Origin of the sequence: Mycobacterium sp. E136 (genome assembly GCF_001666865.1) — a bacterium.
GTDB lineage: Bacteria > Actinomycetota > Actinomycetes > Mycobacteriales > Mycobacteriaceae > Mycobacterium.
Map to the genome: position 1 here is coordinate 19,032 of NZ_LZJE01000054.1, position 23,717 is coordinate 42,748.

Sequence of the window (23,717 nt, forward strand, 5' to 3'; positions counted from 1 at the left end):
GGAGATCACCTTCCCTCGACGGCTACGCCCGCCAGGTCCGCCTGCTGCGGCGTGGCGTCGGCCGGAGTCCGGTGGCGCCCGTAGACGTAGTTGAAGATCGGCGTCGCCATCAGGGTGGTGATGATGGCGACCAACACCAGGATCGTGAAGAGGGTCGGGGTGATGATGCCCGCCTCGAGGCCGATGTTGAGCAGGATGAGTTCGATCAACCCGCGTGCGTTCATCAACGACCCGAGCGCGACGGACTCCCTCAGCGGAACCTTCCGCAACCGGGCGGCCAGTGTGCAGGCCAGCCCCTTACCCGCGATCGCCACAACGAGGATGCCCAACGTCACCGCCCACAGCGTCGGCGTGTTCACGAGACCGATTTCGGTGTTGAGCCCGGAGTAGACGAAGAACAACGGCAGAAGGAACGTGGTGGTGAGCGGTTCGAGGGAGCCTGTGATCTTCTCGGCGAACAAACCGGACGGCATGGCGACACCGAGGACGAACGCACCGAAGATCGCGTAGATCCCGATGACATCGGTGAACCAGGCGCAGCCCATGAGAAGGATCAGCACGACGCTCAACATCGTCGGGGTGACGGTGTTGCGGCGTTCGGTCACGGTGCCGAACACACCGAGCGCCCTGCGCCCCGCGGTGAGGAGCAGCACGGTGTAGGCCGCGCCACCGACGATGGCGATCAACGCGATCGTCGGGTCGCCCTGGTGGATGGCGAGCACGACGGCGAGGATGCACCAGGAGATCGCGTCGTCGGTCGCGCCGCAGGCGAGCGCGAGGGTGCCCAGACCCGTTCCGGTCAGCCGAGTTTCGAAGATGATTCGGGCGAGCATAGGGAACGCCGTGATCGCGATCGAGGCGCCGAGGAACAACATCGCCATGAGCGGTGTGACGCCTTCACCGAAGAAGTCGTCTCCGGTCATCAATGGGATCGCGACGAGCGCCCCGAGGACGAGCGGGGCGAAGATGCCCGCGGCCGAGACGGTCGCCGCAGTGCCTGCGCGGTGCTTGATCAGGTCGACGTCGAAGTTGAGCCCGACGAGGAACATGTAGAGGACGAGGCCGATCTGCGCGGCGGTGTACAACACGACGTTCGCTTCACCCGAAGGAAACAGTTCCGCCTGAAGGCCCGGGGCGATTCGCCCCAGCAGCGACGGGCCGAGGATGACGCCGGCGATCATCTCGCCGACGACCTGCGGTTGGCCCAGGCGTTGGGCGATCAGGCCGACGACCCGGCATGCGACGAGGATGACCGCGAGGGCGAGAAAGAAGTCGATGGCGACGGCTGCGGGCATATCAGGTCCTAAGGTTCGCTCGGGAAACCGCAGCTGTGCTGAGTTGAACGGAGCGCAGCGCTGCGCGGGCGGGCTCCACCAGTCCGTCTATGACTCACCTCGTCGCTTCCGACCTGTTAGACGTGTGCACGTCTCGCCGGAGACGATGCATCTTCGATGCGGTGGGGTATTGACAGAATAAGCGGTCGCTAACCGTCAAATTCTTTCCGAATGATGACGCGGGCCGATCGGTCCAGGCGTGCGGTGTCAGGGGTCCGGCTCGGTACCAATCGCGTCGCCCGCGGCCCGCTGATCGATCTGCTCGTTGACGTAGCGGGCGAGCACCGTCAGCATCGCCACCGTCGGGACGGCGAGGAAGGCGCCGACGATCCCGTACAACGCGCCGCCCGCGGTCACCGCGAGCAGCACCACCGCTGCGTGCAACTTCATCACGCGGCTCTGCAGCAACGGCTGCAGCACGTTCCCTTCGATCTGCTGCACGGCGATGATGACGGCGAGGACCAGCAGTGCGTTGACGAAACCGTTGGCCACCAATGCGATCAGCACCGCGAGCGCTCCGGCGACGAAGGCGCCGATGAACGGAACGAATGCACCGATGAAGGTCAGCACGGCCAAGGCGGGCGCAAGCGGGACGCCGAGGACCACTAGGCCGGCGCCGATGAAGACCGCGTCGATTAGAGCCACTGCCGTTTGCGCGCGGATAAAGCCGCCGAGGTTGTCCCACATCCTGCTCAGCACGATTTCCATGTGCCGACCGGCGCGCCGCCCGGTCAGTCCGACGAGCCAGGGCAGAAATTTGCGTCCGTCTTTGAGGACGAAGAACGAGAGCACGACGGTCAGTACCAGCGTCACGAGGACGCTTCCGACCGTACTGACCCCGCTGATGACACCCGTCGCGACCGCCGAGGACCGTTCCCGCACCGCGTTGACCAGTGAGTCGGCGAAGCGCTCCAGCTGCTCCTGTCGCATGTTGAGCGGGGGCCCGGCGATCCAGTCCTGCAGTCGGTTGATGCCTTCCGTCGCCTGGTCGATCAGCGCAGGCATCTGGCTCAGCAGCGGGGGGATGATCAGCGCGATGAGACCGGACGCGACCGCCAGGAACAGCAGCAGCGTCATCAGCGCCGCGGCGGCGGGCGGTATGCCTGCGCCGTCCATCAGGATGCGTGCCGGTGGCCAGAGCACCGTGCACAGCACGACGGCGAGCAGGACGGGCAGGAGGATCACCCACAGCTGGGCTGCGAGCCAACCGAGTACCACCACGCCCGCAGCGATCGCCACGACGACTAACGACCACTTCGCCAGCCATAACGCGCCGCTGCCGATGAGGGCACCGCGGTCCCGCCTGGGTGCTGCGCCGGGGCTGTGTTCGGTCACGAGCATTCTCTTCTCAGCGTCCACCCTGTCGAGAGGACCGAGGTCGTCTACCCAGGCCCGTCGTATCGAAACCGCGGCCGGTCCACTACCGGTCTCGCCGATCTTCGTGGGTGGAGGAATTCTCGCGCGAAGTGATCGAATTCCTCTTCGCCGGCGCCCGTACTGGGATGCTGGGCCATGTGTGGCCCCGGATGGCCGGTCGCATCGTCGACAGCGGTCGGCTTGTGTGCAGCCCGGAAGGGGCTCCGCCAAACGTACGGCGCTGCAACGTGATCGGGATGTGGACCGTGATCGTCGACGACCAGCGCCCGCAGTAATCGTCCGTCAAGTCCTCGTGGCGGTCGACATCACGGAGTAGCCGAGGGCCGCGTACTCCGCGAAACGGTGGACTCGGCCGGCTCGAAAATGCGTTTCAGGAAGGCGATCTGATCGTTGACAACGCGGTCGTGCCAAGGCGCGCCGGGATAGACGTCGAAGTGATCGCAAGGGTAGTGGTGAACCGTCGCCCGCATCCGCGTCGCGGCCGCGGTAGCCGGTGCGGGAGGGGCGGTGCGGTCGTCATCGGCGATCTGCACAAGGGCCGGGCACGTCACGCGTTTGGCGCTCGAGATCGGCCGGTGGCCACCCATGACCAAGACCAGCCGGGCGGCGAACTCGTTGCGCCAGCTGGGCCCGGCGATACGGAACATCCCGTCGACCGCTCCTTCGGCGCTCAAGCCGGCCACCTCACCCGGCGCGCCGACGATCGGAATGAGCACGGGCGGCTGGCGGAGCAGCTTGGCGGCGAGATCGCGCGCGCCATAGGTCATCATTCGCAGGACGTACCGGGGACCGAGCGTTCGCAGCGATTGGGCCACGACCGGTAGGCCGTCCGTTGCCGGCGTCAGCGAGATGACCCCGGCGAGGTGGGGGTCACCGGCGGCGACGCGGATGACATGCCCGCCGGACAGCGACACACCCCACGCGACGATCCGCGCCGGGTCCACGCTTTCGAGCCGCCGGGCGTGGTCGATCACGGCGTGGTAGTCATCGACCTGCCGGGACAGTGCGATCAATTGCCTTGGTTCTCCGGAGGATTCGGCGAAGTGACGGTAGTCGAACGTCACGACTTCGGTACCGGCGTCAGCCAGCGCCTCGGCGAACCCGAACAGTCCGCTGTCCTGGGTCGCACCCAGCCCGTGCGCCATGACGACGCAGGGGCGCCCTGCCAGGCCGGTCAACGCGGCCGTCGTCGCGGGAAAGTGATGCGCCGCGACGAAACCGCCGTCGACCGGTATCCGAATGCGGGTGGACGTCATTGTGTCGTTCCTCCGAATAACGCCGTATGCCAGATGTGAATGACAGCCGCGAGCAGCGGACCGGCAGCCTCCGGTCCGTCCTCGGAACGAATGTGGCGGTCGAGCACGCGTTCGTTCATGGTGATCAGCGCGTGGGCCAGCGCCCGGGCGTCGGGGATGTCGATGGTCGGCTGGGTGGCGATGAAGTCACAGACGAACTCCTCGTACCGCGCCAGCCACTGGTCCCAGATCGCCCTCGCCTCGGGGTCGGAGTCACGGGCGTCGAGCATCGCCCGGAACAGCGTGCGGTGGGTGTGCCACGATTCGAACGTCCGAGTCATGGCGTCGGCCACCGACTTTCGCGGATCGCCACCGCCTGCCAGAAAGCCCCCGATCGCGAAGACGTCGTCCTGAAATATCCCGGTGAGCAGTTCGGTGACGACTTCGTGTTTTCCGGCGAAGTAGAAGTAGAACGCCGGCCGTTTCAGACCCGCCGCCTTCGCGACCTCCGCAACGCTGATGTCGGCGAGCGAATGGCTCTGCAGCTGTTCCTCGAATGCCTCGAGGAGCCGGAGCCTGCTCTCGTCGCCGCGCGGCTGTGGCCGGCGCGCGTTGCGCCGCGACGTCTGCGTCGACTCAGGCGGCACCGGCCGCCTCGCGTGCCCGGCCCGCCAGTTGCACCGGTCCGAGTTTCTCGACACGCTTGCGCCCCGCAGGCAGCTCGCGTTTGCGCATGTCACGTTCGTAATCCCAGTAGTCCACCTGCTGGGTGTGTCGCGGTTTGTCGGCGAAGTGCCCGACGTATTTGCGTTCGTCCGCGGCGATGACGCGCCACATCTCGGATTCGGACGGGGGTCGGTAGGTGCCTGCGAGATACGCGGCGACCAACCGGGCCTGGCACTCCACGAACGGGAACAGCGTCGGCACCGCCTGAGCAAATCCCATGAAGAGCAGATCGTCGATGCCCGGTTGGAGGATCCGCTTGTACAACGGCAGCCGGTTGTCGGGGGCCTCGATGAAGCTGCGGTCGAAGAACGGGAACGTGATGTTGTATCCCGTCGCGTAGATGATGACGTCGGCCTCCACGGACGTGCCGTCGACGAACACCACCGAACGCCCGTCCAGGCGTTCGATATTCGGCTTGGCGGTCGCGTCGCCGGACCCCAACCGCATCAGCAGTTCGGCGGATTGGGTGGGGTGCGCCTCGAGGAAGCGATGATTGGGTTTGGGTAAGCCGTAGTTCTCGGGATCGCCGAACATCAGCTTGGCGAACGGCTGCATCGCGCGCCGCTGCCACGACAGCGGGATCACCGGCAGCGAGCGCGCGACCTTGTCGGCGGTCTTGCCGAAGATGTACTTCGGAACCACCCATGCACCGGAGCGCGTCGAGAGATAAACCGTATTGCGCCAGGACTTCTGAGAGAGCTCGGAGACAAGATCGGCCGCCGAGTTGCCGATGCCGACCACGACGATGCGCTTGCCGCGCAGATCCAGCGGTTCGGTGGGGTCGATGTAGGAGTGGGCGTGGATGCTCTCGCCCGTGAACTCGCCCGGGAATTCGGGTGTGCGCGGATCCCAGTGATGACCGTTCGCCACGACCAGGACGTCGTAGCGCCGCGTCTGTCCGTCCGCGGTGTCGAGTTCCCAACCACCGTGGGGCAGGCGCCGCGCGTGCTTGACCTCGTTCTGGAATTGAATGCGGTCCAGCAGGCCGAAGGTTTCGGCGTAGTCGTCCAGGTACTCCTTGACCTGCGAGTGATGCGGGAAGTCGGGGAGGTCGTCGCGCATCGGGAAGTCGCGAAACGACAGGCAATCGCGCGAGGTATCGATGTGCAATGACCGATAGGCGCTGGAGTGGCCGTTCGGATTGCGGAACGCCCAGTTGCCGCCGATCCGGTCGGACGACTCGAAGCAGTCGTACTCGATCCCGGCGTCCGCGAGGTTCTTGCCGGTGGTCAAGCCGCTGATGCCCGCACCGATGATTGCCGCAGTGGGTGATGAAGCCATGTTGCCCGCCGTTTCTGTTAACTCCGTCACCGCGCACGCTACCAAATTTCTGACAGCTGTCAAAGAATTTGTTCCCAGGCGTGACCAGTGCACGTAGGCCCGCGATCGGCACGTCGTGCCGCGCCGAACTCAGTAACGTGCCCACCCGGGGACGACGAGAGGACGAATCCGTGGACGAACACGCTCCACTCGAGGGCAAGGTTGCGATTGTGACCGGCACCAGTCGAGGCGTGGGGGTCGGCATCGCCCATGAACTGTTGCGCGCAGGAGCCATCGTCGTCGGATGTTCACGCCGCCCACTCGACGCGATGCCCGGCGTCCGAGACAACGCCGATTGGCTCGTCCGTTCCTCGCAACGGGTATGCGACCAGGGCGACTACCGCGCCATCGACGACTTCGTCTCCGGTGTGGCGGCCGACTACGGGCGCATCGACATACTGGTGAACAACGCCGGCGGCACCGTCCCCACCCCGCACGTCGAGGATGTTCCCGAACTCGTTTCGCGCATCCAGGGCGCGCCCGCGGGTGCCAACGACTTCGAGCGCACCGTGCTGTTTCACTCGTTCGCCATTCAGATGAACTTGATCAGCCCAATGTGGTTCGCCATCAGGGTTTTTCGGCAGATGTGCGGACAGGACGGCGTCGGCTCTATCGTCAACATCTCCTCAGGCGCCGGCCATCCTGCCGGGTCGCCCACGCTGGTCTCCTACGGTGCGGCCAAATCTGGGCTCAACCACCTGACCCGGTCGCTGGCCCAGGAATGGGGGCCGAAAGCGCGGGTGAACTGCCTGGCGCTCGGGCCCACGACGACCGACAACTTCAAGGCGTTCGTGTTGCCCAAGGACGATCCGACCGGCGAGAGGTACTTCCGTGACATCCCTTTGCGCAGGGCGGGAGAGCCGGACGAAGTCGGACGCGCGGTGGTGTTCCTGTGCAGCGGCCAAGCCAACTACATCAATGGCACCACCATCGAGATCGACGGCGGGATGCTGCCCGGTGTGCTCTACGAGGCCGGTCTCAAAACGATCACGGATCTGCTGTGAAGGGAGACTGCCCCGGCGTGGCTACGTTGTTCACATCTGTCACTCTGTTAACTTGCCCGCGTGCGCGAGACGCCGTGGGTTCCGAGCGAGCGCCGCTCGCACCCGGTTTCCCGACGTGAGGCGCTGCGTTATGCCGCCGCGATGTCGGCGTTGGCCGGTCTCGGTGCCGCGGCGGCGAGCGTCGGAACACCCCTGGCGTCGGCCGCCGCTCCGACACTGATCGACTTCGCCGCGCGGCAGATCCCGGCTCAAGACATCCGCGCCGCCGGCCACTCCGGGGTGATCAACTACGTATCGACCTCGCGGCCCGGTTCGAATTTCGGCGCCAAACCGATCACCCTGCCGTACGCCCGGTCACTGAACGCCGCCGGTCTGGTCATCGTCAGCAATTATCAATACGGAAAGCCGGGCGGGACAGCGCCTTCGGACTTCACCCGCGGATATGCCGGCGGCATCGCGGATGCTCGCACCGCATGGCAGTTGCACACCGCGGCCGGCGGCGGCAAGAGCGCGCCGATCTTCTTCAGCATCGACGACGACATCGACCGCAACGCGTGGACCAACTTGGCGTTGCCGTGGTTTCGGGGAATCAACTCCGTGATCGGCGTGCAGCGCACCGGGATCTACGGCGGGATCAATGCCTGTCAGTGGGCGGCGGCCGACGGGGTCATCGGGCGTTCGGGCACACCCGGCCGCGTATGGGCGTGGCAGACCAGGTCCTGGTCGAAGGGCCAGGTCTACCCGGCTGCGGTGCTCTATCAACGGGTCATCGACACCGCCTCGAATCCAGGCCCGGTCGTGGGCGGGATCCGCGTCGATGTCAACGACGTGCTGGCCCAGGACTGCGGCCAGTGGAATCTGCACCCGTGAGCGCTGGCTCCGCGGTGGCCCTTCCTAATTCGGCAAATACTCTCAGCCGGTGAAGGTTTCGCCCGATAACGACTGATCGTGATGGCTGTAGGTCAGCGGAATCTTCCGGCCCGCAGCGATCTTGCTCAGCATGGCGATCCGTTCCCGCGCGGCTGCACCGGTCCTCTTCCGTTGTTCGCGAATCGGATTCGACCACGACGCCGGCCGGCGCAAGCGCAATGGTGGCCGTGATCTGGTTGGCGTAGCGCGGAACAACCTTCCTGGCCCAGCCGGGAAGCGTCTCCGTCAGGGTGGCGATGTGGGCCGGACCCGCGAGCGCGTCAACGAGCTGGGCACGCCACGGCGACGGGTTGCTGCCCCTGGCCGGCACGTAGTTCAACGACTTGATCAGTTCGACACCGTTCGGCGAGTGCAGCACCTCGGGGGCGCCCCACAGCCGCCCCGAGAACGACGAGTACTCGGCGAGGTCCTCCAGTTGCTGCGCGGTCAGCTGCCCCCCGAACGCGTGGTCGACGAGCCAGCCGACGGTCCGCGCCGCTTCATCGAGACCGCGCGGGTGTTCGCACAATTCACGCCGCGAACCGACCGGTGGCACCGGTGGCCGCCGAGATATCGCCGGTCATCGCGGTCTCGTAGAACGCCCCATCCTTGGATGATCGTGGTGACCGACTTGGTGGCCGACATCGCGAGCATCCGGCCCCGTTCGGCGGAGACCAGATCGAACTGGGCGGGGCAACCCGTCCAGGTGCTCGAAGAGATCGACGAGTTCTTGCGGAGGATCCTGCACCGAATCGATGGCCTGCGTCAGGGCCTGCTCGAACAGCGCGCGCCCCTGTTCGTGGGCGATGCGCTCAAATGCGTCGACCACGGCGCCCATGTACTCATCGCCCTGCCAGAAGTAGTCGTCGCGCCAGCGCGTGAGGTCGTTGGGTTCGACCTCCTCGTCGATGTCGATCCAGTCGCCGAACATGAACTCGCGCATGTGCCGCCACTGGGGGGCGAAGTGGTCACGTCCCGGCGGGATCGGCCGCAGCGGCTTGTCCGGATGGTCGCGGCGATTGAAATCGACGTCGTCCAGCTGGATCTTGGGACGCTCTCCGGTCACCGTCATGCAGCCAACTCGCTTCCCTCATACAGGACACTGATTTCGACGTTAGCTCAGTCGGCGCGGAAGTGAACCGCCATTCTGGCTTCGTCGGCCGGTCAGCGACGGGGTGTCGTGGTGACGTGCACGTGGTCGTAGTGGCCGTAACCCGAACCCGCCGGACCGTCCGGCGTGTAGTAGGTACCGCGCCAAATCACGTCCTGCAACCCGAAGCGGCTCGCGTTGCTCAGCATGAACGCCTTGATCTCGTCTCCGAGTGCGATGCCTTCGGGGCTCTCGGGGTTGGGGATCATCACGTCGATAGCCAGGCCGCTCGGATGCCACGGCTTCGAGTCGGGCCTGACCCCGTCGATGTCGGAGATCTGGGGAAACCGCGCGCTGATGGCGCGGGCGGCGAGGACGGTATTGGGCTGCAGCCCCGCCTCGGACGCGACGCCGGGGGGCAACGCATCCGGCACGGCGAGGGCGACCGCCGGCGGAGGCGCGACGTCGCCGGGCGGCGGACCGGGCATCGCGAGGATCGGCGGGGCCGGCGCTTCCGGCGGCGGCGGTGGGGTCGCGGCCGCATTGTCGACCACCGCCCGTTGCCCCGGCGTCAGCGCTGCATACTGCGCCTCGGCGGCGGCGATCTGTTTCTGTAGTTCCCGGAACTTCGCCTGGAGGTCCGAGCGCACCGCCGCGGACTGCTCGGCCGCCGTCCGGGCGTCGGCGGCGGATTTCTCCGATGCCCGGGCGGCGCCTTCCGCGCTCTTACGCGCCGATTGGAAGGCCTTCATCTGCGCGGTGGTCTCGGTGGTGATCGCACGCTGGATGGACAGCTGGTCGATCAGCTGTTGCGGCGAGCCCGCGCTCAGCAATGCCGCCCACTGGCCGGTGCGTCCGCTGACGTACGTCATCGCGGCCACCTTGTCGGCCGCGGCTTGCCGGTCGGCCAGCTGGGCGTTCGCGGCATCGAGAGCCGCCAGGTCTTTGCGATGGCGGTCTTCGGCCTGGGCTTGGACGGCCGCTTTGTCTGCGGCATCCTGTTGGGCCTGGGTGACGGCTTCGCGGGTCTGCACCGCCTGGCGCGACAACTCATCGAGCCTGGCCAGAGCGTCAGACGCCGGATCCGCCGTGACGCCGCCGGCCAGGAACACGGCCAACGTCAGGACCGCGGCTGCGACGCCAGCCCCCGCTCGGGGAGAGAAACGGCGCGCCCGACCCATTCGGATTGTCACGATCCTTCGCTGTAGGGACCCGTCGCGGCCCGGCTACGTATGTTTCGGACAGGGTATGAACTGGCGGCGGCGATGTCTATTCGTCCGTCGAAGTAGCTGTTGATCAGACCTTGTTGAGTAGGCCGGCGTCGACGGGCACGACGGTGCCGGTGACGTATCGGGCGTCGTCGGAGGCGAGCCACGCGACGGCGTTGGCGATGTCACGCGCTTCGACGTAGTCGACCGGGATGGCGTTCTCGAGCGATCGCGCGATGGCGGGCTCGTATTTCTTGAGCATGCTGAGATCACCGTTGTTGGCCATCGGCGTCGCCACTGTCGTCGGCGCCACGGTGTTCACCCGAATATAGTGCGGGGCAAGGTAGTTGGCGTATGCGCGCATGAGTCCGACGACTCCGTGCTTGGCGGCGGTGTAGGCGATCATGCCTCCGGATACGACGGGGGTGCCGATCAGCCCGCCGGTCGAACTGGTCAGAATGATCGAGCCGCCGCGGTCCTGCTTGAGCAGCGTCGGGACGGCAACGCGCAGCGTGTTCCACACGCCCTTGAGGTTGACGTTCATGACGTCTTCCCATTGCTCGTCGTCGGTGGTGGCGCCGCCCGGGCCGATCCCGGCGTTGGCGGCGACGATGTCGACGCCGCCGAGTTCGGCGGTCCCGTCGTCGAACGCCTTCTGCAGGGCTGCCACGTCGCTGACGTCCGCCTCGCGCGCCACGATGCGCCTGCCGAGCGATTCCACCTGCCGCACAGTCTCGTTCAGGTCCTCAGGCGTCGACATCTTGTAGGCCACCGTGCTGTACTGCGCGCAGACGTCGATCGCGATGACGTCTGCCCCCTCCTCCGCCAGTCGGACCGCGTGCGCGCGGCCCTGGCCTCGCGCGGCCCCGGTGATGAAAGCGACCTTGCCCTCGAGCTTGCCCATGGCTACTCCTGTTCAGATGGGTGACGTCGAGGCGTCATCGGCCTCGGGGATCTATGCGGATCGCGTCCGCAGAGCTGCGACGGCGGCCGGAGCGCACAGCTGGGACCACCGGCGATGATGGCCGACCGGCCGCGCGGCTTCACGGCGCTAAGTTTGAGCGACTGCCCAAATTTATGCAAGGGCCTGCGACAGCCCGCACCCGTGTAGTCGATCAGTCCCGCGGAATGGATGGCGGCAAGCCGACCGCCGACATCGCCACCGACCCCGGGTCGCGACGACGTGGGCCTGGCTGTTCGAGCAGCATCACCAGAGGGCACACTATTACGTGGCTCTTTCTTCAACCGTGTTCAAGGTCGAGCTTGGCGTCTCCGATGTCGATCACGGTTACTACGCAGATCACATGCTGACCGTGGCCCGTCATCCCAGTGAGACGGATGAGCGGATGATGGTGCGGTTATTGGCGTTTGGGCTGCGCGCACACAGGCTCGGCGACGTCGACGGTGAGTTGGCGTTCGGCCCGGGCCTGTCCACTCCGGGCGTACCGGACTTGCGACTCGCCGATTACACGGGTCGGATCCTGGAGTGGATCGACGTCGGCCAGCCCGACGCACGCGCCCTGAGCAAGGCCGCCGGCCAGTCCGACCAGGTGCTGCTGTTTCCATTCGCCGCCGGAGTACCTACCTGGTGGCGCACCGTCGGACCCAAAGTGGCGGGGCTACCGAACCTGTCTGTGGTGCAGATCCCGCACGCGCCGGTACAGCGGCTCGCCCAGAAGGTCGACCGGCGGGTCGCGGTGCAGGTGATTGTGATGGAAGGCCAGGTCACGACGACCGTCGGCGAAGTCGACGTCACCTTCACGCCCGAGCCGTTGGCATGAACAGGTAGTTCTACCGATTCGGAATTTGCGTGTCTGTCCGATGGTCGATGCATGCCTCCTCAGACCCAACTATCGGACCGGACCCGCGCAAGGTGGCTCCTGCTCGTCGCAGTAGCGGCGATGGTCTTCGCCTATCTATCAATGTCGGACTTGTGTTTCTCGTGGTGGCACGCGCCGGAAAAGCGGGATTGAGAATGTGCTTGGAGGGCAAACCTGCACGGATGCCGTCGACGCCTCTCCCCGTTGTGCTGGCCACGCTCGCGCTGCGCCGCAGACTCAAACAACTGGCCGACCTATTGGTGCCACCTCAGATCGCGATGCTGGATCTCGGCGAGGGTGTCGGTGGCGTCCAGATCGCCGCAACCATCGCCGAACTCGGGATCGCCGATGTGCTCGCCGATGGGCCGATGACCGCGACACAGGTCGCGGGCCGGGTCAACTGCGATGAAGACACCACCCATCGCCTGCTGCGCGGTGCAGTCGGATGCGGTCTGTGCACAATGGATCGCCGCACGGGCGCGGTGAAGCTGACCCGTACCGGAGCGGTGCTGCGCAGTGATCATCCTGCTTCGCTGCGGGCTTGGATGCGCTATAAGGGGATGCGGTCGACCGCGGACGCGTGGGGCGGGCTGGCCGCCAGCGTGCGCAGCGGCCGCAGCGCTTTCGAGCTCGTGCACGGGATGTCGGTGTGGGAGTGGTTCGCCGCGCATCCCGATGAGCAACAAATCTTCGCCGCCACGATGCGGCAAGCCACCGAGGTCAGCGCCCGAGCCATCGCGCGGGTCTACCCGTGGCCGAACGATGCCGTGGTGTGCGATGTGGCTGGGGGTATCGGCACGCTGCTGTCGGTGATCGTGACCGAGTCGCGCGCGAACCTGCGCGGGATACTGGTCGACAGTGCGGGGATGATGGCCGAGGCGGAGGGATTCCTCGCCGACCGCGGTCTTGCTGACCGCGTCGACCGTGTCGAGGGCGACATCTTCCGCGCCGTCAACGCCACCGCCGACGTGTATGTGCTCAAGGACGTGCTGCACGACTGGGACGACGAGCGCTGCGAGAAGATTCTGGTCGCGGTGGCGGCGAGCATGCCCAGCGGCAGCAAGGTGGTGGTGGTCGAATACCTTCAGGAACCCAATCGTCCGAATCCGTTCTCGCCGCTGCTCGATCTCCACACGTTGACCCAACGAGACGGCGGGCGTCTGCGCTCGCTCGCCGAAACGTCGGCTCTACTCGCCGCCGCCGGCCTGAGGCCGACCGGCCGGAGATTCTCGGTCGTACCGCACGACCTCATCGAGGCCGAGAAGGTGTGACTTAGCGGCCTTCGAGCTGAACTATCGTCGAAATCGTGGGCAAGACGATTGTCATGACGGGCGCGAGCGACGGTGTCGGACGGGCTGCCGCCCGTGCGCTGGCCTCTCTTGGACACACGACGGTGATCGTCGGTCGGTCCCGAGCCAAGACCGAGGCGGCGGCTGCCGAAGTCGGGGCACCGCACCACTGCTGTGATTTCGAAAGTCTGGACGACGTCCGCAGTTTGGCGGCAGAGCTTCTGAACCGCTACGACAAGATCGACGTGCTGTGCAACAACGCCGGACTCCAACTCAGCGGGGCGCGTCAGTTGACCCGCGATGGTTACGAGCGCACTCTGCAGGTGAATCATTTGGCGCCCGTTCTGCTCACACGACTTCTCCTGGATCGTTTGATCGAATCCAAGGCTGCGGTGATCGCCACATCGAGCAGCGCCGCACGCATGGTGAAGCTGCACATCGATGATCTCAACGGTGAGAAGCGGTTTCGCGCACTGCATGCCTATTCGGAAACCAAGCTCGCCAATGTGTTGTACACCCGCGAACTCCACTGCAGATATCGGTCGGCCGGGCTCGCGGCGGCCTCCTTCGAGCCGGGATCGGTGGCGTCCAACTTCGCCAAGGATTCGACAGCGGTCATGCGCGCCGTGTTCCACTCGCCCTTGAAGAAGCTGTTGCGCACCCCCGAGCAGGGCGCTGACACCCTCGTGTGGTTGGCGAACTCAGTCCCAGGTGTTGATTGGCCTTCCGGCGAGCACTTCCGCAAGAGGCGTGTCGCCAAGACACATCGCGCGGCCGATGACGTGGAGCTCCGAAAGGCGCTGTGGCAGCGCACCGATGAAATGCTCGATCGGCGTCAGCCGTAGCTCGAGGTTGGTGCTGACCGCCTTCGCTACTGCTTGGCCATATTCGCGAATCGACTCAAATGCAGTTGGTGCGCAACGGTAATCGTCTTCGTCGGACCGTTACGGTGCTTGCCCAAGATCAGATCCGCCTCGCCGCCACGAGGGTCGTCGCGCTCGAATGCGTCCGGCCGGTGCAGCAGGATGACCATGTCCGCATCTTGTTCGAGGCTGTTATGAACTGAAATCCCTTGTGCTACAAAGCAGTTCGTGCCAGGCACAGTGCCGTCGTATACGTCTTGATAGCCTATGCTCGTTATTTCGAGGATTGCGTCCCAGTGAACATCATTCGTGGCGAGATCATGAAGTTCGCGATCCTCGAGGGCCGCGGCTGCACTGTGCAGACGGTTACGGCTTGGAGGCGCCTTGAGCAGCGGCGCGGAAGAAATCGCTAACCCGGAGGCCGCCGCAAATTCGGCCTTCGACATTTGCGTTTCGGCTAGCGCGCGCCTGACCCGGTCCCACACCTCGACCGGGACAGTGTCCCTGCCCGCCCGCCGCCCGCGCGAAGCCAGATTGTCGAGAACTTCCTTTGCTTTTATACCCCGGCCGCCGTACACGCCCACCTTGGTCAGGAATACCTTTTGGTTGTCGAGCCATTCGACGTATAGGAACCAGCAGTCACGGTAGCCCGCCTTACGAGTCCTTGCGATCCGGCTCTGCACACCTAGCCGCAGAAGTAACTGGCGCACATCATCGACGAGCCGTCGGCTTGTCGACGCGTAATAGATGCGACCATCTTTCTGCTTCTCGTTCCAACGCACTGACCCGTCCGTCGCCCACAGGTGCCGCAGGAACAACGCAATCTGATCGTTCGGCAGCGCGAAAACCTCAGCGGGAACAAACTTTTCGTGGCTGCGCTTCCCAAACAGGCCCAGCTTATCCAACCATGCGGCAATCGGGTTTCGCTTACCGCGGGCCAAGCGGTACGGAGCCGTCAACCGTAACGTAGTTACACGGGCCGCAGCGTACTCGTCACGCACCGCCGTCACACCGAAGTGTGTGGCCGCCTCAGCAACGGCATCAAGGTTCCACTCGTCGACGCTGGCGTAACGGATCGGCTGACGCTTCACGCATGAGCCGTCGCCGATCATGTGCGCCAGCAGGATGATCTCGGATTCGTCCATCCGCTCGGTGTGCACCGGCTCCGGAACTCGACGCGGCACTGCCACCCGATCCCCAACCGTCAACTCCCCTAACGGGGTCCATCCATCGAGTGTCATGAACGGGTGATTGGCGGTCGCCTCGACCACGCGACCCGACGCCAACCGAACCTTGAAGACTTCCTTGTGCCCGCTGTAGAACACGTTCGTCATCGGCCGCGCGACCATCCGTTTGCGCTCGTCCATCGACCACACCAGCGGCCGCTCCCCCGTGCGCATCAACTCACCGAAGGTCACCTCGGCGCCGGTGTCTGCGCGCAGGATTCGCGTATTCGCCGTCAGGCAGCCCGACTCACGAAGGTCCGACACCATCGGCTTCTTGTCCGTACGTTGCTCCGGACCGCGGTTCAGCTGGCTGATCGCCACCACCGGAACATCGAGCTCCTTCGCCATCAGCTTGAGGCTTCGTGAGAAGTCCGACACTTCCTGCTGCCGCGACTCGTACTTCTTACCCGACGTCATCAGCTGCATGTAGTCGACGACGATCAGCCGCAAGCCGGCCTTCTGGCTCAGCCGACGCGCCTTGGCGCGGATCTCCATCATCGTCAGGTTCGGCGAATCGTCGATATACAACGGCGCTTCGCTGATCTCGCTCATCCGGCGTGCCAAGCGCGTCCAGTCGTCGTCGCTCATGCGGCCCGACCTCATATCCGCCAGCTTGATCTTCGCCTCGGCCGACAAGAGCCGCATCACGATCTCGGACTTGCTCATCTCCAGCGAGAAGATGACGCTCGGCATCTGATGCTTGATCGAGCAGGACCGCATGAAATCCAGGCCGAGCGTCGAGTTGTGCGTCGGCACCATCTCGCGGCCGGCCAGATACAGGTGATCGGAATTGCCGACCTCGACACAGCGCACCGGCACGCTCTGGACCCGTCGGACCGAGTCGAGGCCCCACGCCGACCGATGTCGCCCACCCGCCGGCACGAGCGCCGGGACCCGCGCCGCACTGATCACGTCGGCACCGGGACGCAGTGCAGTGGTGATCTGCACGCCACGGTTGGTCGGCCACTGATGGAACGCGTCGGCGACGATTGTGGTGCCGTCGGCGAACTCGACTTCGTAGCAGGGCCGCCCGAGCATCACCTCGGTCGCGGCCACCACCCGCGTCGGCTCCCCGTCCGCGCCCAGCAGCCAATCCCCCACGGCTACATCGCCCATCGTCGTCCAGCCGGTCGGCGTCGGCAGCGGCGTATCAAGCGCCAGCGCCTTGCCGACGCCAGGCCTCGCCGCGATGATGATCATCTGGCCCGGGTGCAAACCGTTGGTCACCTCGTCGAGTTCAACGAAACCCGTTGGCACACCGCGCGCGATGCCGCCCTGCGACGCGATCGCGTCGATCTCGTCCATCGTCGGCTGCAACAGTTCTTCCAGCGGGACGAAGTCCTCGGCCGTGCGCCGCTCGGTGACGTCGTAGATCTCCGACTGTGCGCGGTCGACGATCTCGTTGACGTCCGCGCCCTCGGCACCGGCGTAGCCGTACTGCACGACGCGGGTACCCGCCTCGACCAGCCGACGCAGCAGCGCCTTCTCCGCGACGATGCCCGCGTAGAACCCGGCGTTCGCGGCCGTGGGCACCGTCGAGATCAGCGTGTGCAGGTACGGCGCGCCGCCGATACGGCGCAGCAGCCCGCGCCGATCCAGCTCGGCGGCCACCGTCACCGCGTCGGCCGGCTCCCCGCGGCCGTAGAGGTCGAGGATCGCGTCGTAGACGTTCTGGTGGGCCGGCCGATAGAAGTCGCCGGGGCGCAGCTTCTCGAGCACGTCGGCGATCGCGTCCTTGCTCAACAGCATCCCGCCGAGCACGGCCTGCTCCGCGGCCTGGTCCTGGGGGGGTTGGCGTCCGAAGTCCTCGCTCGGCGGCGGCGTATCCATCCCCGGATGGCCTAGGTCGTCTACGACGGCCACGAAGCGCCTCACCCCCTCTATTTACTATCGAACGTACATTCGATACCCGGTTGTCCGCGACTATAAGCCAAGCCGCTGACAAACCGCTTTCGGCGCCTGACCCGTCCCGCCGACGGCTTACGCTAGACGTTGCTGGCGGGGGCGCAACCCGGTCCTGTTCATAGACCTGTGGATGGGGTGTGGATAGGTCTGGACAGCCATGTTGAGTCGTTGGGGAGAACCTGTTAATCAACCACTTCAGTTACTGCATCTGCGCAGATAGCCGCACCATAAACCGTCGGTGATGTTGTGGATGACAAATGCCTCGGCGTGTCGTGCCGGGTTGCCAACTCGGGCGTGTTGTATTGCGCCCAGGGGCCAGGCAGGTTAACGGCCGGTTATCTTCGCTGTGCGGATAACGCAGCGCATTGTTCGCCAGCGCGCACAGCAACGGCCGGGTGAAGATCGTTGGCGATTTCACCCGGCCGTATTTGACGCCTGTAGTTACTTTGCGGCGACGACTTCCAGCGAAACCGTCGCGGCGATCTCCGGATGGAGGCGAACCGCGATCGGATGCGTGCCGGTCGTCTTGATGTGTGCCTTCGGCAACTGGACGGTGCGCTTGTCCAGGTTCGGACCGCCGGCGTTCTTGATGGCCGCAACCACGTCGGCCGTTGTCACCGAGCCGAACAGCTTGCCGCTGTCGGCCGCGGCCTTCACGGCCACCTGCACCGAATCGAGGTTCTCGATCGCGGTCTTGAGCTCGACGGCATGCTCGCGGCCCTGGATGGCCTTCTGTTCGCGAGCACGGCGAATCTCCTCGGCCTGGCGCTCCGCGCCGCGGGACGCGACGACGGCCAGGTGCCGCGGCACCAGGTAGTTACGGGCGTAACCGTCCTTGACCTCGACGATGTCGCCCTGCTCGCCGAGATGTTCGACGTCGGCGGTGAGAATCAGTTTCATCTTCCTGTCCTCCCTATCGCGTCGACGACGTGAACGGCAGCAGTGCAACCTCACGCGCGTTCTTCACGGCGATCGCGATATCACGCTGGTGCTGAACGCAGTTGCCGGTGACGCGGCGGGCGCGGATCTTGCCGCGCTCGCTGATGTACGTGCGCAGCAGCGCCGTGTCCTTGTAATCGATGGCCTGCCCCTTCTTGGAGCAGAACACGCACTTGCGGGTCTTGACCGGCTTCTCGGGAGCCGGCCGACGCTTGGTGGCCTTGGCCATGTGTCTTTCTCTTTTCTTGCTACTTCGTTGATCGGTTGTGGATCAGAAGGGTGGCTCGTCGTCGGCTCCGGAGAACGAGCCCGACGCCGGAGCACTGCCCCACGGGTCGTCCTTGGGCTGCTCGGCGGGGCGCGAACCTCCGCCGCCGCCACCGCCGAAGCCGCCACCGCCGCCGCCGCTGCGGCTCGCCTTGTTCACCTTGGCGGTCGCGTACCGCAGCGACGGGCCGATCTCATCGACCTCGAGCTCGACCACGGTGCGCTTCTCGCCCTCGCGGGTTTCGAACGAACGCTGTTTGAGCCTGCCCTGCACGATCACCCGCGAACCGCGAGTGAGGCTTTCGGCCACGTTCTCGGCGGCCTCACGCCAGATGTTGCAGCGCAGGAACAACGCCTCGCCGTCTTTCCACTCGCCGCTCTGGCGGTCGTAGATACGCGGTGTGGACGCCACGGTGAAGTTGGCGACGGCCGCACCCGACGGCGTGAACCGCAGTTCGGGATCGGCGGTCAGGTTTCCGACGACGGTGATGATGGTGTCACCAGCCACGATGTCCTCCTGGTTCGGTCTTCGGCTCTTCGCGCAAGCGCTCATCGCTGGCGGTGTAAGTCTTCCGAGCGGTCGCAGGCGAGCCTACGGAAGCGCTCCGACGCGTACAGCCTGTTCTTCGGGACTAGTGCTTGTCCGTCCGCATGACCTTGGTCCGCAGCACGGACTCGTTCAGGTTGAGCTGACGGTCCAGCTCGGTCACGGTGGCGGGCTCTGCCTTCACATCGATGACGGCGTAGATGCCCTCGGCGTGCTTGGCGATCTCGTATGCCAACCGGCGCCGGCCCCAGATGTCGACCTTGTCGACACTGCCGCCGTCCTTGCGGATGACGTTGAGGAATGTTTCCAGCGACGGCGACACGGTGCGCTCGTCAAGGGTGGGGTCGAGAATGACCATGATTTCGTATGGACGCATGAAGACCTCATCACCTCCTACGGTCTGATCGGCCATGGACTGTCCATGGCAGGAGGGTCGCCTGCGTCGGCAACCGGCCCAGGTTACAGGAAAGCCCGCTGATCTGCGAAATCGTGTGGTTCGTCCGGCTTAGACTCCCGCCATGTTCTCCGAGACGCGCTACGCGTTGAACGGAGGTCTGCGCGTCGCCTATCGTGCCTCGGCGCCGGGCGAACGCGACATCGTTTTCGTCCCGAACTGGTTCACCTGCTGTGAAGTCATACCCGAACTCCCGTCCATGCACGGGTGGATCGAGGCGACGACGTCGATCGGTCGGTTGATCTTCTTCGACCAACCGGGCACCGGAGCATCCGATCCCGTGTCGCCCGGTGCGCTGCCGACGCTGGAGCAATGGGCCGACAGTATTACGGCGGTACTCGACGATCTCGGCATCAACGAGGCAATCCTTGTCGCGGTTGACGGCGCGTTCGCCGCAGCCGCGCTGTTCGCGGCTACGCACCCGTCCCGCACGACGGCGTTGGTGAGTTTTGATTGTTACGCAGCTGCGGTCGGCGGTCCGCTCGATCCCGAGGAGGCGACCGCGTTCATGGTCGGCATGTGGGGCACCGGTGAGATCCAACATGTTCTCAATCCCGACATGCCGTGGAACGAAGAGATTCGCGCGACGTGGGCTCGAATGGAACGTCTGGCGGCCAGCCCGGCGACCGTCGCCCTGATGATGCCGATGGTTTCTGCGATGGACGTCCGCGCGTTGCTTCCTACCGTCCGCGTGCCCACCCTCGTCGTCCAACACTGTGACGACACAATGGTCGTCCCTGAAATGGGCCGCTACCTCGCCGATAACATCCCCGACGCGAGATATGTTGAGCTGCAGGGACGTAACCTCTATCACTTCGTCGAGCCGAACTGGCGGACGTCCTTCCAGGAGATGTACGCGTTTCTCACCGGTCACCAGGTCGATGTGGTCGACGACCGGGTGCTGGCCACCGTGTTGTTCACCGACATCGTCGACTCCACCCGCCGCGCCGCCGAGATCGGCGACCGCGATTGGCACGCCTTACTCGACGCGCATGACGCCGTCGTCCGCGCACAACTGGCCCGCTTCCGCGGACGCGAGGTCAACACATCCGGCGATGGCTTTCTCGCCACGTTCGACGGTCCGCAGCGAGCCATACGCTGCGCCAAGGCCATTCGCGACTCCGTCCAAGCGCTGGGCCTCGAGATACGCGCCGGCCTGCACACCGGCGAGTGCGAGATCCGCGGCGACGACATCGGCGGCATCGCCGTACACATCGGCGCACGCGTCAGCGGACTCGCCGACGCCAATGAGGTTCTCGTGTCGAGCACCCTGCGCGACCTCGTTATCGGCTCCGGGCTGAAGTTCGACGAGCGCGGCACCCACGCACTCAAAGGCGTGCCCGGCGAGTGGCACCTGTTCGCCGTGACGTCCTAGCGCGCCGAGACTGCGGTCAGGTCGCGATCGTCCGTCGGTTCGCGTTCTGTGCGCAGCCTCAACGTATCCGGCCGCAACCAGTCCGGCAGCCATCGCGGCGGCGCGTCCGGCGCCCCGTCGAACACCCCGCCCGCCGGATCGTCGACTCCGCCGCGGGCGCGGACCAGGTCCAGCTCCGGACGGTAGATCTCGCGGACGACCAGCGCGCACAGCGCAACCACGGCGATGTCGCGCAGCAGTACCGTGATGGTGAACGGCTGCTCCGGCAATCCCTTGTTTGCCTCGCCGTAGAGGTACAGCATCCGCGGCACCCACACCAGTGCGTCGATCGTCATCCACGCCAACAGGATTCGTCGATGCGGAAACGCCAGCACCGCCAGCGGCACCAGCCACAGCGAGAACTGCGGGCTCCACACCTTGTTGGTCAGCAGGAACGCCGCGACGATCAGGAACGCCACCTGCGCAACCCTTGGTCGACGGCGAGCGGTAAGCGCGATGTAACCGATTGCGATGCAACAGGACACGAACAGGATTGCCGAGACGGTGTTGGTCACCGTCGGTGGCTGCCAGTACCCCAGGTCGGGATCGAAACCCCGCCACCCGGTGAACGACTTGACGACGTTGTAGATCGAATCCATGTCGTCGCCGCGACGGGTGTTGAGCCGGAAGAACTCCGACCACCCCCGCGGGAACAACAGCATGATCGGCAGGTTCACCACCAGCCACGCCACGACCGCGGCGATCGCCGTCTTGCCGATCTCCCGCAACTTGCCGGTGCGCAACGCCAGCACCGCCAGCGGCGCCAGCAGCAGCAACGGATACAGCTTGGCCGCCACGCCGAGCCCGATCAGCACTCCGGCCAACACCGGTCTGCGTCGCGCCCAGGCCAGCAGCGCACCCGTCGCGAAAGCCGTTGCCAGCGCGTCGAAATTCGTGAAGATCTGAAAGATCACCAGAGGCGACGCCGCCACCAACGCCGCGTCCCAGACCCGCCGCGGCCCCGCCAGCAGCGACGTCGCCCACACCGTCGCCAACCACGCCAGCGCCAATCCCAGCGCCGCGATGTTGAAGAACATCACCACCTCGGCGATCACCGGAACGGAGACGAGTTTCGTCAACGCGGTGTACGTCTTGGCCAACGACATCGCCACGTACTGGTAGATGCCGGTCAGCACCGGATACTCCATGTAGCGCACCGCGATGTTGCCGTCGTACTGGATATGCGGTTGGCCGGTGGCGTCCTTCTCCACCCAGCTCGACTTGTACGGGAACTTGCCGAGGTTGAGCAGTTCGGCGGTGTACAGCGGAACGGTGTCGGAATAGCAGAGCTGAAAGTACGCGCGCTGATTGCTCCAGTCGGCCACCCGCTGATCGGCGGTTCCGGTGCCCGTGGTCTGGAGGCACGCGGCCTTCGTCGAGTAGCCGAGCGCGAGGAACACCAGCGCGATGATCAGCATGACCCGCAGCGGCGTCAGGAACCGCTGCCTACCGATCAGCGCGTGCCTGCCGACGGGACCGCCGATGACGTCGGACAACGCGGCGCCGATGGTGTCCGTGCGGCTCGGCAGGTCGCGCTGGTCGAAACTCCGGCGGTCTTCAGCCAGCGGAGCCGGCGATAGGACCTCAGCCAGCGGAGCTGGCGATACATCCTGGGCCAGCGGAGCTGGCGATACATCCTGGGCCAGCGGAGCCGGCGATGCCGTCGATGGCTCGCTTGTCTCTTCGCCCCCCACGTCGGTCACGGAGGCGGTAGCGGCGCACCAGGCGCCGGGGGTGCTCCGACAGGTGCGGGCGGTGCTCCGACCGGCGCCGGTCCTGGCGCGGGTCCCGGCGCGATGCCACCGGGCGGCGGCGGTGCGACGGGAACGGTGGTCGGCGGGCCCCACGGGATCGTGATGCCCGGCGCCACCTCGATGGTCGGCTGAATGACGGTCTCCGACGGCTGGGTGGGCGGCGGGGCCTCCGTCGACGACGGTGGCGGCGGCGCCTGCGGCACGCCCGCGTACCCGCCGATCTCCTCGGGCTTGGGGAACGACTCGTTGTCGGTGTCGTCCAGCGCGCCGTCCATGGTCGCCTTCCAGATGTCGGACGGCAGACCCGAACCGTAAACCGGCGAACCCCACTTGTTTTCGAGCGGTTTGGTGCCCTCGGTGGTGCCGACCCACACCGCGGTCGACAGCGACGGCGTGTAACCGACCATCCAGGCGTCGCGGTTGCTGTCGGTGTCGCCGAGCTGATTGGTTCCCGTCTTCGCCGCCGACGGCCGGCCGCCGGCCAGCGCATGGCCGTTGGAGTACGCGGCGATCGGCTGCATCGCCGAGGTCACGTTGTCGGCGACCTTCTTCTCGATCCGCTGCTCACCCGAGTTGTCCTGCTGCGACGCGTCGAACAGCACCTCGCCCTCGGAGTTGACGACCTTCTGCACGAAGTGCGGCTTGTGGTAGACGCCCGAGGCCGCCAGCGTGGCATACGCCGACGCCATGTCGAGCACCCGAGTCTGGTACTGCCCCAACACGACACCGTTGTTGGGCGGGCCGCCCTGGCCGTCCTCGGACAGCGTGTGGTCGACACCGGGGAAGCTCTCGGCGATACCGGCCTGGTGTGCGGCGTCGGCGACGTCCTGCGGGCCGTTCTTCAGCTTGAGCATCAGGCGGTAGTAGCTGGTGTTCAGCGAACGCTTGAGCGCCTCGGCGATGTTGCACGTGCCGCAGCCGGCGCCCTCGACGTTGGTGATTTTGATGCCGTCGACCTCCAGCGACGCCAACGGATTCGACTTCGCCCAGGCCGGTCTGCCGACAGGGTCGTCGTTCAAGGTGTTCGCGTTGGTCG

21 protein-coding genes and 1 pseudogene are annotated in these 23,717 nt (G+C 65.7%); 7 read left to right on the forward strand and 15 right to left on the reverse strand.

Annotated features, from left to right (window positions below; genetic code table 11):
* Window positions 1-5 precede the first annotated feature (5 nt).
* Window positions 6-1,295, reverse strand: coding sequence for a cation:proton antiporter domain-containing protein (locus A5698_RS03970; RefSeq protein ID WP_068293545.1), 1,290 nt, complete (start codon window positions 1,293-1,295; stop codon window positions 6-8).
* Window positions 1,296-1,541: 246 nt separating this feature from the next.
* Entirely contained in the window at window positions 1,542-2,669 is a 1,128-nt protein-coding gene (locus tag A5698_RS03975; protein WP_231967296.1) for an AI-2E family transporter, read from the reverse strand.
* A gap of 131 nt (window positions 2,670-2,800) precedes the next feature.
* Between A5698_RS03975 and A5698_RS03980 the strand changes: the two genes are divergently transcribed.
* On the forward strand, window positions 2,801-2,986 hold the full coding sequence (locus A5698_RS03980) for a hypothetical protein (protein WP_156670602.1): 186 nt from the start codon (window positions 2,801-2,803) through the stop codon (window positions 2,984-2,986).
* Between the two features lie 30 nt (window positions 2,987-3,016).
* Here A5698_RS03980 and A5698_RS03985 read toward each other — a convergent pair whose 3' ends face one another.
* From A5698_RS03985 to A5698_RS03995, 3 genes are read right to left on the reverse strand one after another with little or no spacing between them, the layout of a single operon-like run.
* Window positions 3,017-3,967, reverse strand: coding sequence for an alpha/beta hydrolase (locus A5698_RS03985; protein WP_068293554.1), 951 nt, complete (start codon window positions 3,965-3,967; stop codon window positions 3,017-3,019).
* Window positions 3,964-4,593, reverse strand: a complete 630-nt coding sequence (locus tag A5698_RS03990; RefSeq protein ID WP_067293132.1) for a TetR/AcrR family transcriptional regulator — start codon at window positions 4,591-4,593, stop codon at window positions 3,964-3,966. Before A5698_RS03990 ends, A5698_RS03985 begins: the two co-directional genes overlap by 4 nt.
* Entirely contained in the window at window positions 4,583-5,953 is a 1,371-nt protein-coding gene (locus tag A5698_RS03995; RefSeq protein ID WP_068293555.1) for a flavin-containing monooxygenase, read from the reverse strand. Before A5698_RS03995 ends, A5698_RS03990 begins: the two co-directional genes overlap by 11 nt.
* A 170-nt stretch (window positions 5,954-6,123) precedes the next feature.
* Between A5698_RS03995 and A5698_RS04000 the strand changes: the two genes are divergently transcribed.
* On the forward strand, window positions 6,124-6,996 hold the full coding sequence (locus A5698_RS04000) for an SDR family NAD(P)-dependent oxidoreductase (RefSeq protein ID WP_068293564.1): 873 nt from the start codon (window positions 6,124-6,126) through the stop codon (window positions 6,994-6,996).
* 141 nt (window positions 6,997-7,137) lie between these two features.
* Window positions 7,138-7,866 carry a DUF1906 domain-containing protein gene (locus A5698_RS04005; RefSeq protein WP_068293588.1) on the forward strand — a complete coding sequence of 243 codons (729 nt, stop codon included), beginning with the start codon at window positions 7,138-7,140 and terminating at the stop codon, window positions 7,864-7,866.
* 42 nt (window positions 7,867-7,908) lie between these two features.
* On the opposite strand, the pseudogene A5698_RS29285 reads toward A5698_RS04005, so the two are convergent.
* From A5698_RS29285 to A5698_RS04020, 3 genes and pseudogenes are all read right to left on the reverse strand, one after another.
* Window positions 7,909-8,977 (reverse strand): annotated as a pseudogene (locus tag A5698_RS29285) (hypothetical protein).
* 92 nt (window positions 8,978-9,069) lie between these two features.
* Window positions 9,070-10,176, reverse strand: a complete 1,107-nt coding sequence (locus tag A5698_RS04015; RefSeq protein ID WP_068293567.1) for a coiled-coil domain-containing protein — start codon at window positions 10,174-10,176, stop codon at window positions 9,070-9,072.
* Between the two features lie 115 nt (window positions 10,177-10,291).
* Window positions 10,292-11,107 carry a mycofactocin-coupled SDR family oxidoreductase gene (locus A5698_RS04020; protein WP_067293145.1) on the reverse strand — a complete coding sequence of 272 codons (816 nt, stop codon included), beginning with the start codon at window positions 11,105-11,107 and terminating at the stop codon, window positions 10,292-10,294.
* Between the two features lie 325 nt (window positions 11,108-11,432).
* Here A5698_RS04020 and A5698_RS04025 point away from each other — a divergent pair, with 325 nt between their 5' ends.
* The 3 genes from A5698_RS04025 to A5698_RS04035 all read left to right on the forward strand — a co-directional run bounded on the left by A5698_RS04025 (window position 11,433) and on the right by A5698_RS04035 (window position 14,157).
* On the forward strand, window positions 11,433-11,984 hold the full coding sequence (locus A5698_RS04025) for a YaeQ family protein (RefSeq protein ID WP_068293570.1): 552 nt from the start codon (window positions 11,433-11,435) through the stop codon (window positions 11,982-11,984).
* A gap of 221 nt (window positions 11,985-12,205) precedes the next feature.
* Window positions 12,206-13,294, forward strand: coding sequence for a methyltransferase (locus A5698_RS04030; RefSeq protein ID WP_197506640.1), 1,089 nt, complete (start codon window positions 12,206-12,208; stop codon window positions 13,292-13,294).
* A 35-nt stretch (window positions 13,295-13,329) separates the two neighbouring features.
* Window positions 13,330-14,157, forward strand: a complete 828-nt coding sequence (locus A5698_RS04035; protein ID WP_353651803.1) for an SDR family NAD(P)-dependent oxidoreductase — start codon at window positions 13,330-13,332, stop codon at window positions 14,155-14,157.
* A 26-nt stretch (window positions 14,158-14,183) separates the two neighbouring features.
* Here the strand turns inward: A5698_RS04035 and A5698_RS04040 are convergent, their stop codons facing one another.
* The 5 genes from A5698_RS04040 to rpsF form a co-directional block, all read right to left on the reverse strand.
* On the reverse strand, window positions 14,184-17,264 hold the full coding sequence (locus A5698_RS04040) for a replicative DNA helicase (RefSeq protein ID WP_197506642.1): 3,081 nt from the start codon (window positions 17,262-17,264) through the stop codon (window positions 14,184-14,186).
* Window positions 17,265-17,747: 483 nt separating this feature from the next.
* Entirely contained in the window at window positions 17,748-18,206 is a 459-nt protein-coding gene (rplI, locus tag A5698_RS04045) for a 50S ribosomal protein L9 (protein ID WP_067083436.1), read from the reverse strand.
* Between the two features lie 13 nt (window positions 18,207-18,219).
* Entirely contained in the window at window positions 18,220-18,474 is a 255-nt protein-coding gene (gene rpsR, locus A5698_RS04050; RefSeq protein ID WP_064346101.1) for a 30S ribosomal protein S18, read from the reverse strand.
* Between the two features lie 42 nt (window positions 18,475-18,516).
* Window positions 18,517-19,020 (reverse strand): single-stranded DNA-binding protein, encoded by a 504-nt coding sequence (locus A5698_RS04055; RefSeq protein WP_064346102.1) that lies wholly within the window; start codon window positions 19,018-19,020, stop codon window positions 18,517-18,519.
* Window positions 19,021-19,144: 124 nt separating this feature from the next.
* Complete coding sequence (rpsF, locus tag A5698_RS04060) at window positions 19,145-19,435, reverse strand: 30S ribosomal protein S6 (protein ID WP_064402276.1); 291 nt, start codon at window positions 19,433-19,435, stop codon at window positions 19,145-19,147.
* Window positions 19,436-19,577: 142 nt separating this feature from the next.
* Between rpsF and A5698_RS04065 the strand changes: the two genes are divergently transcribed.
* The gene (locus A5698_RS04065; protein ID WP_068293582.1) at window positions 19,578-20,888 is read left to right on the forward strand and encodes an adenylate/guanylate cyclase domain-containing protein; all 1,311 of its coding nucleotides are present in this window, start codon (window positions 19,578-19,580) and stop codon (window positions 20,886-20,888) included.
* Here the strand turns inward: A5698_RS04065 and A5698_RS04070 are convergent.
* Together A5698_RS04070 and A5698_RS04075 are read right to left on the reverse strand one after the other, a co-directional pair.
* Entirely contained in the window at window positions 20,885-22,519 is a 1,635-nt protein-coding gene (locus tag A5698_RS04070; protein WP_068293590.1) for a glycosyltransferase family 87 protein, read from the reverse strand. The two genes, A5698_RS04065 and A5698_RS04070, sit on opposite strands and share 4 nt — an antisense overlap.
* 107 nt (window positions 22,520-22,626) lie before the next feature.
* Window positions 22,627-23,717, reverse strand: a 1,091-nt coding sequence (locus tag A5698_RS04075) for a penicillin-binding transpeptidase domain-containing protein (RefSeq protein WP_197506644.1), incomplete at its 5' end; no start/stop codon positions are given.

Coding starts and splice junctions, on each gene's coding strand:
- A5698_RS03970 (WP_068293545.1), bottom strand. CDS start 1,295: ATGCCCGCAGCCGTCGCCATCGACTTCTTTCTCGCCCTCGCGGTCATC.
- A5698_RS03985 (WP_068293554.1), bottom strand. CDS start 3,967: ATGACGTCCACCCGCATTCGGATACCGGTCGACGGCGGTTTCGTCGCG.
- A5698_RS03995 (WP_068293555.1), bottom strand. CDS start 5,953: ATGGCTTCATCACCCACTGCGGCAATCATCGGTGCGGGCATCAGCGGC.
- A5698_RS04005 (WP_068293588.1), top strand. CDS start 7,138: ATGTCGGCGTTGGCCGGTCTCGGTGCCGCGGCGGCGAGCGTCGGAACA.
- A5698_RS04015 (WP_068293567.1), bottom strand. CDS start 10,176: ATGGGTCGGGCGCGCCGTTTCTCTCCCCGAGCGGGGGCTGGCGTCGCA.
- A5698_RS04020 (WP_067293145.1), bottom strand. CDS start 11,107: ATGGGCAAGCTCGAGGGCAAGGTCGCTTTCATCACCGGGGCCGCGCGA.
- A5698_RS04030 (WP_197506640.1), top strand. CDS start 12,206: ATGCCGTCGACGCCTCTCCCCGTTGTGCTGGCCACGCTCGCGCTGCGC.
- rplI (WP_067083436.1), bottom strand. CDS start 18,206: ATGAAACTGATTCTCACCGCCGACGTCGAACATCTCGGCGAGCAGGGC.
- rpsR (WP_064346101.1), bottom strand. CDS start 18,474: ATGGCCAAGGCCACCAAGCGTCGGCCGGCTCCCGAGAAGCCGGTCAAG.
- rpsF (WP_064402276.1), bottom strand. CDS start 19,435: ATGCGTCCATACGAAATCATGGTCATTCTCGACCCCACCCTTGACGAG.
- A5698_RS04065 (WP_068293582.1), top strand. CDS start 19,578: ATGTTCTCCGAGACGCGCTACGCGTTGAACGGAGGTCTGCGCGTCGCC.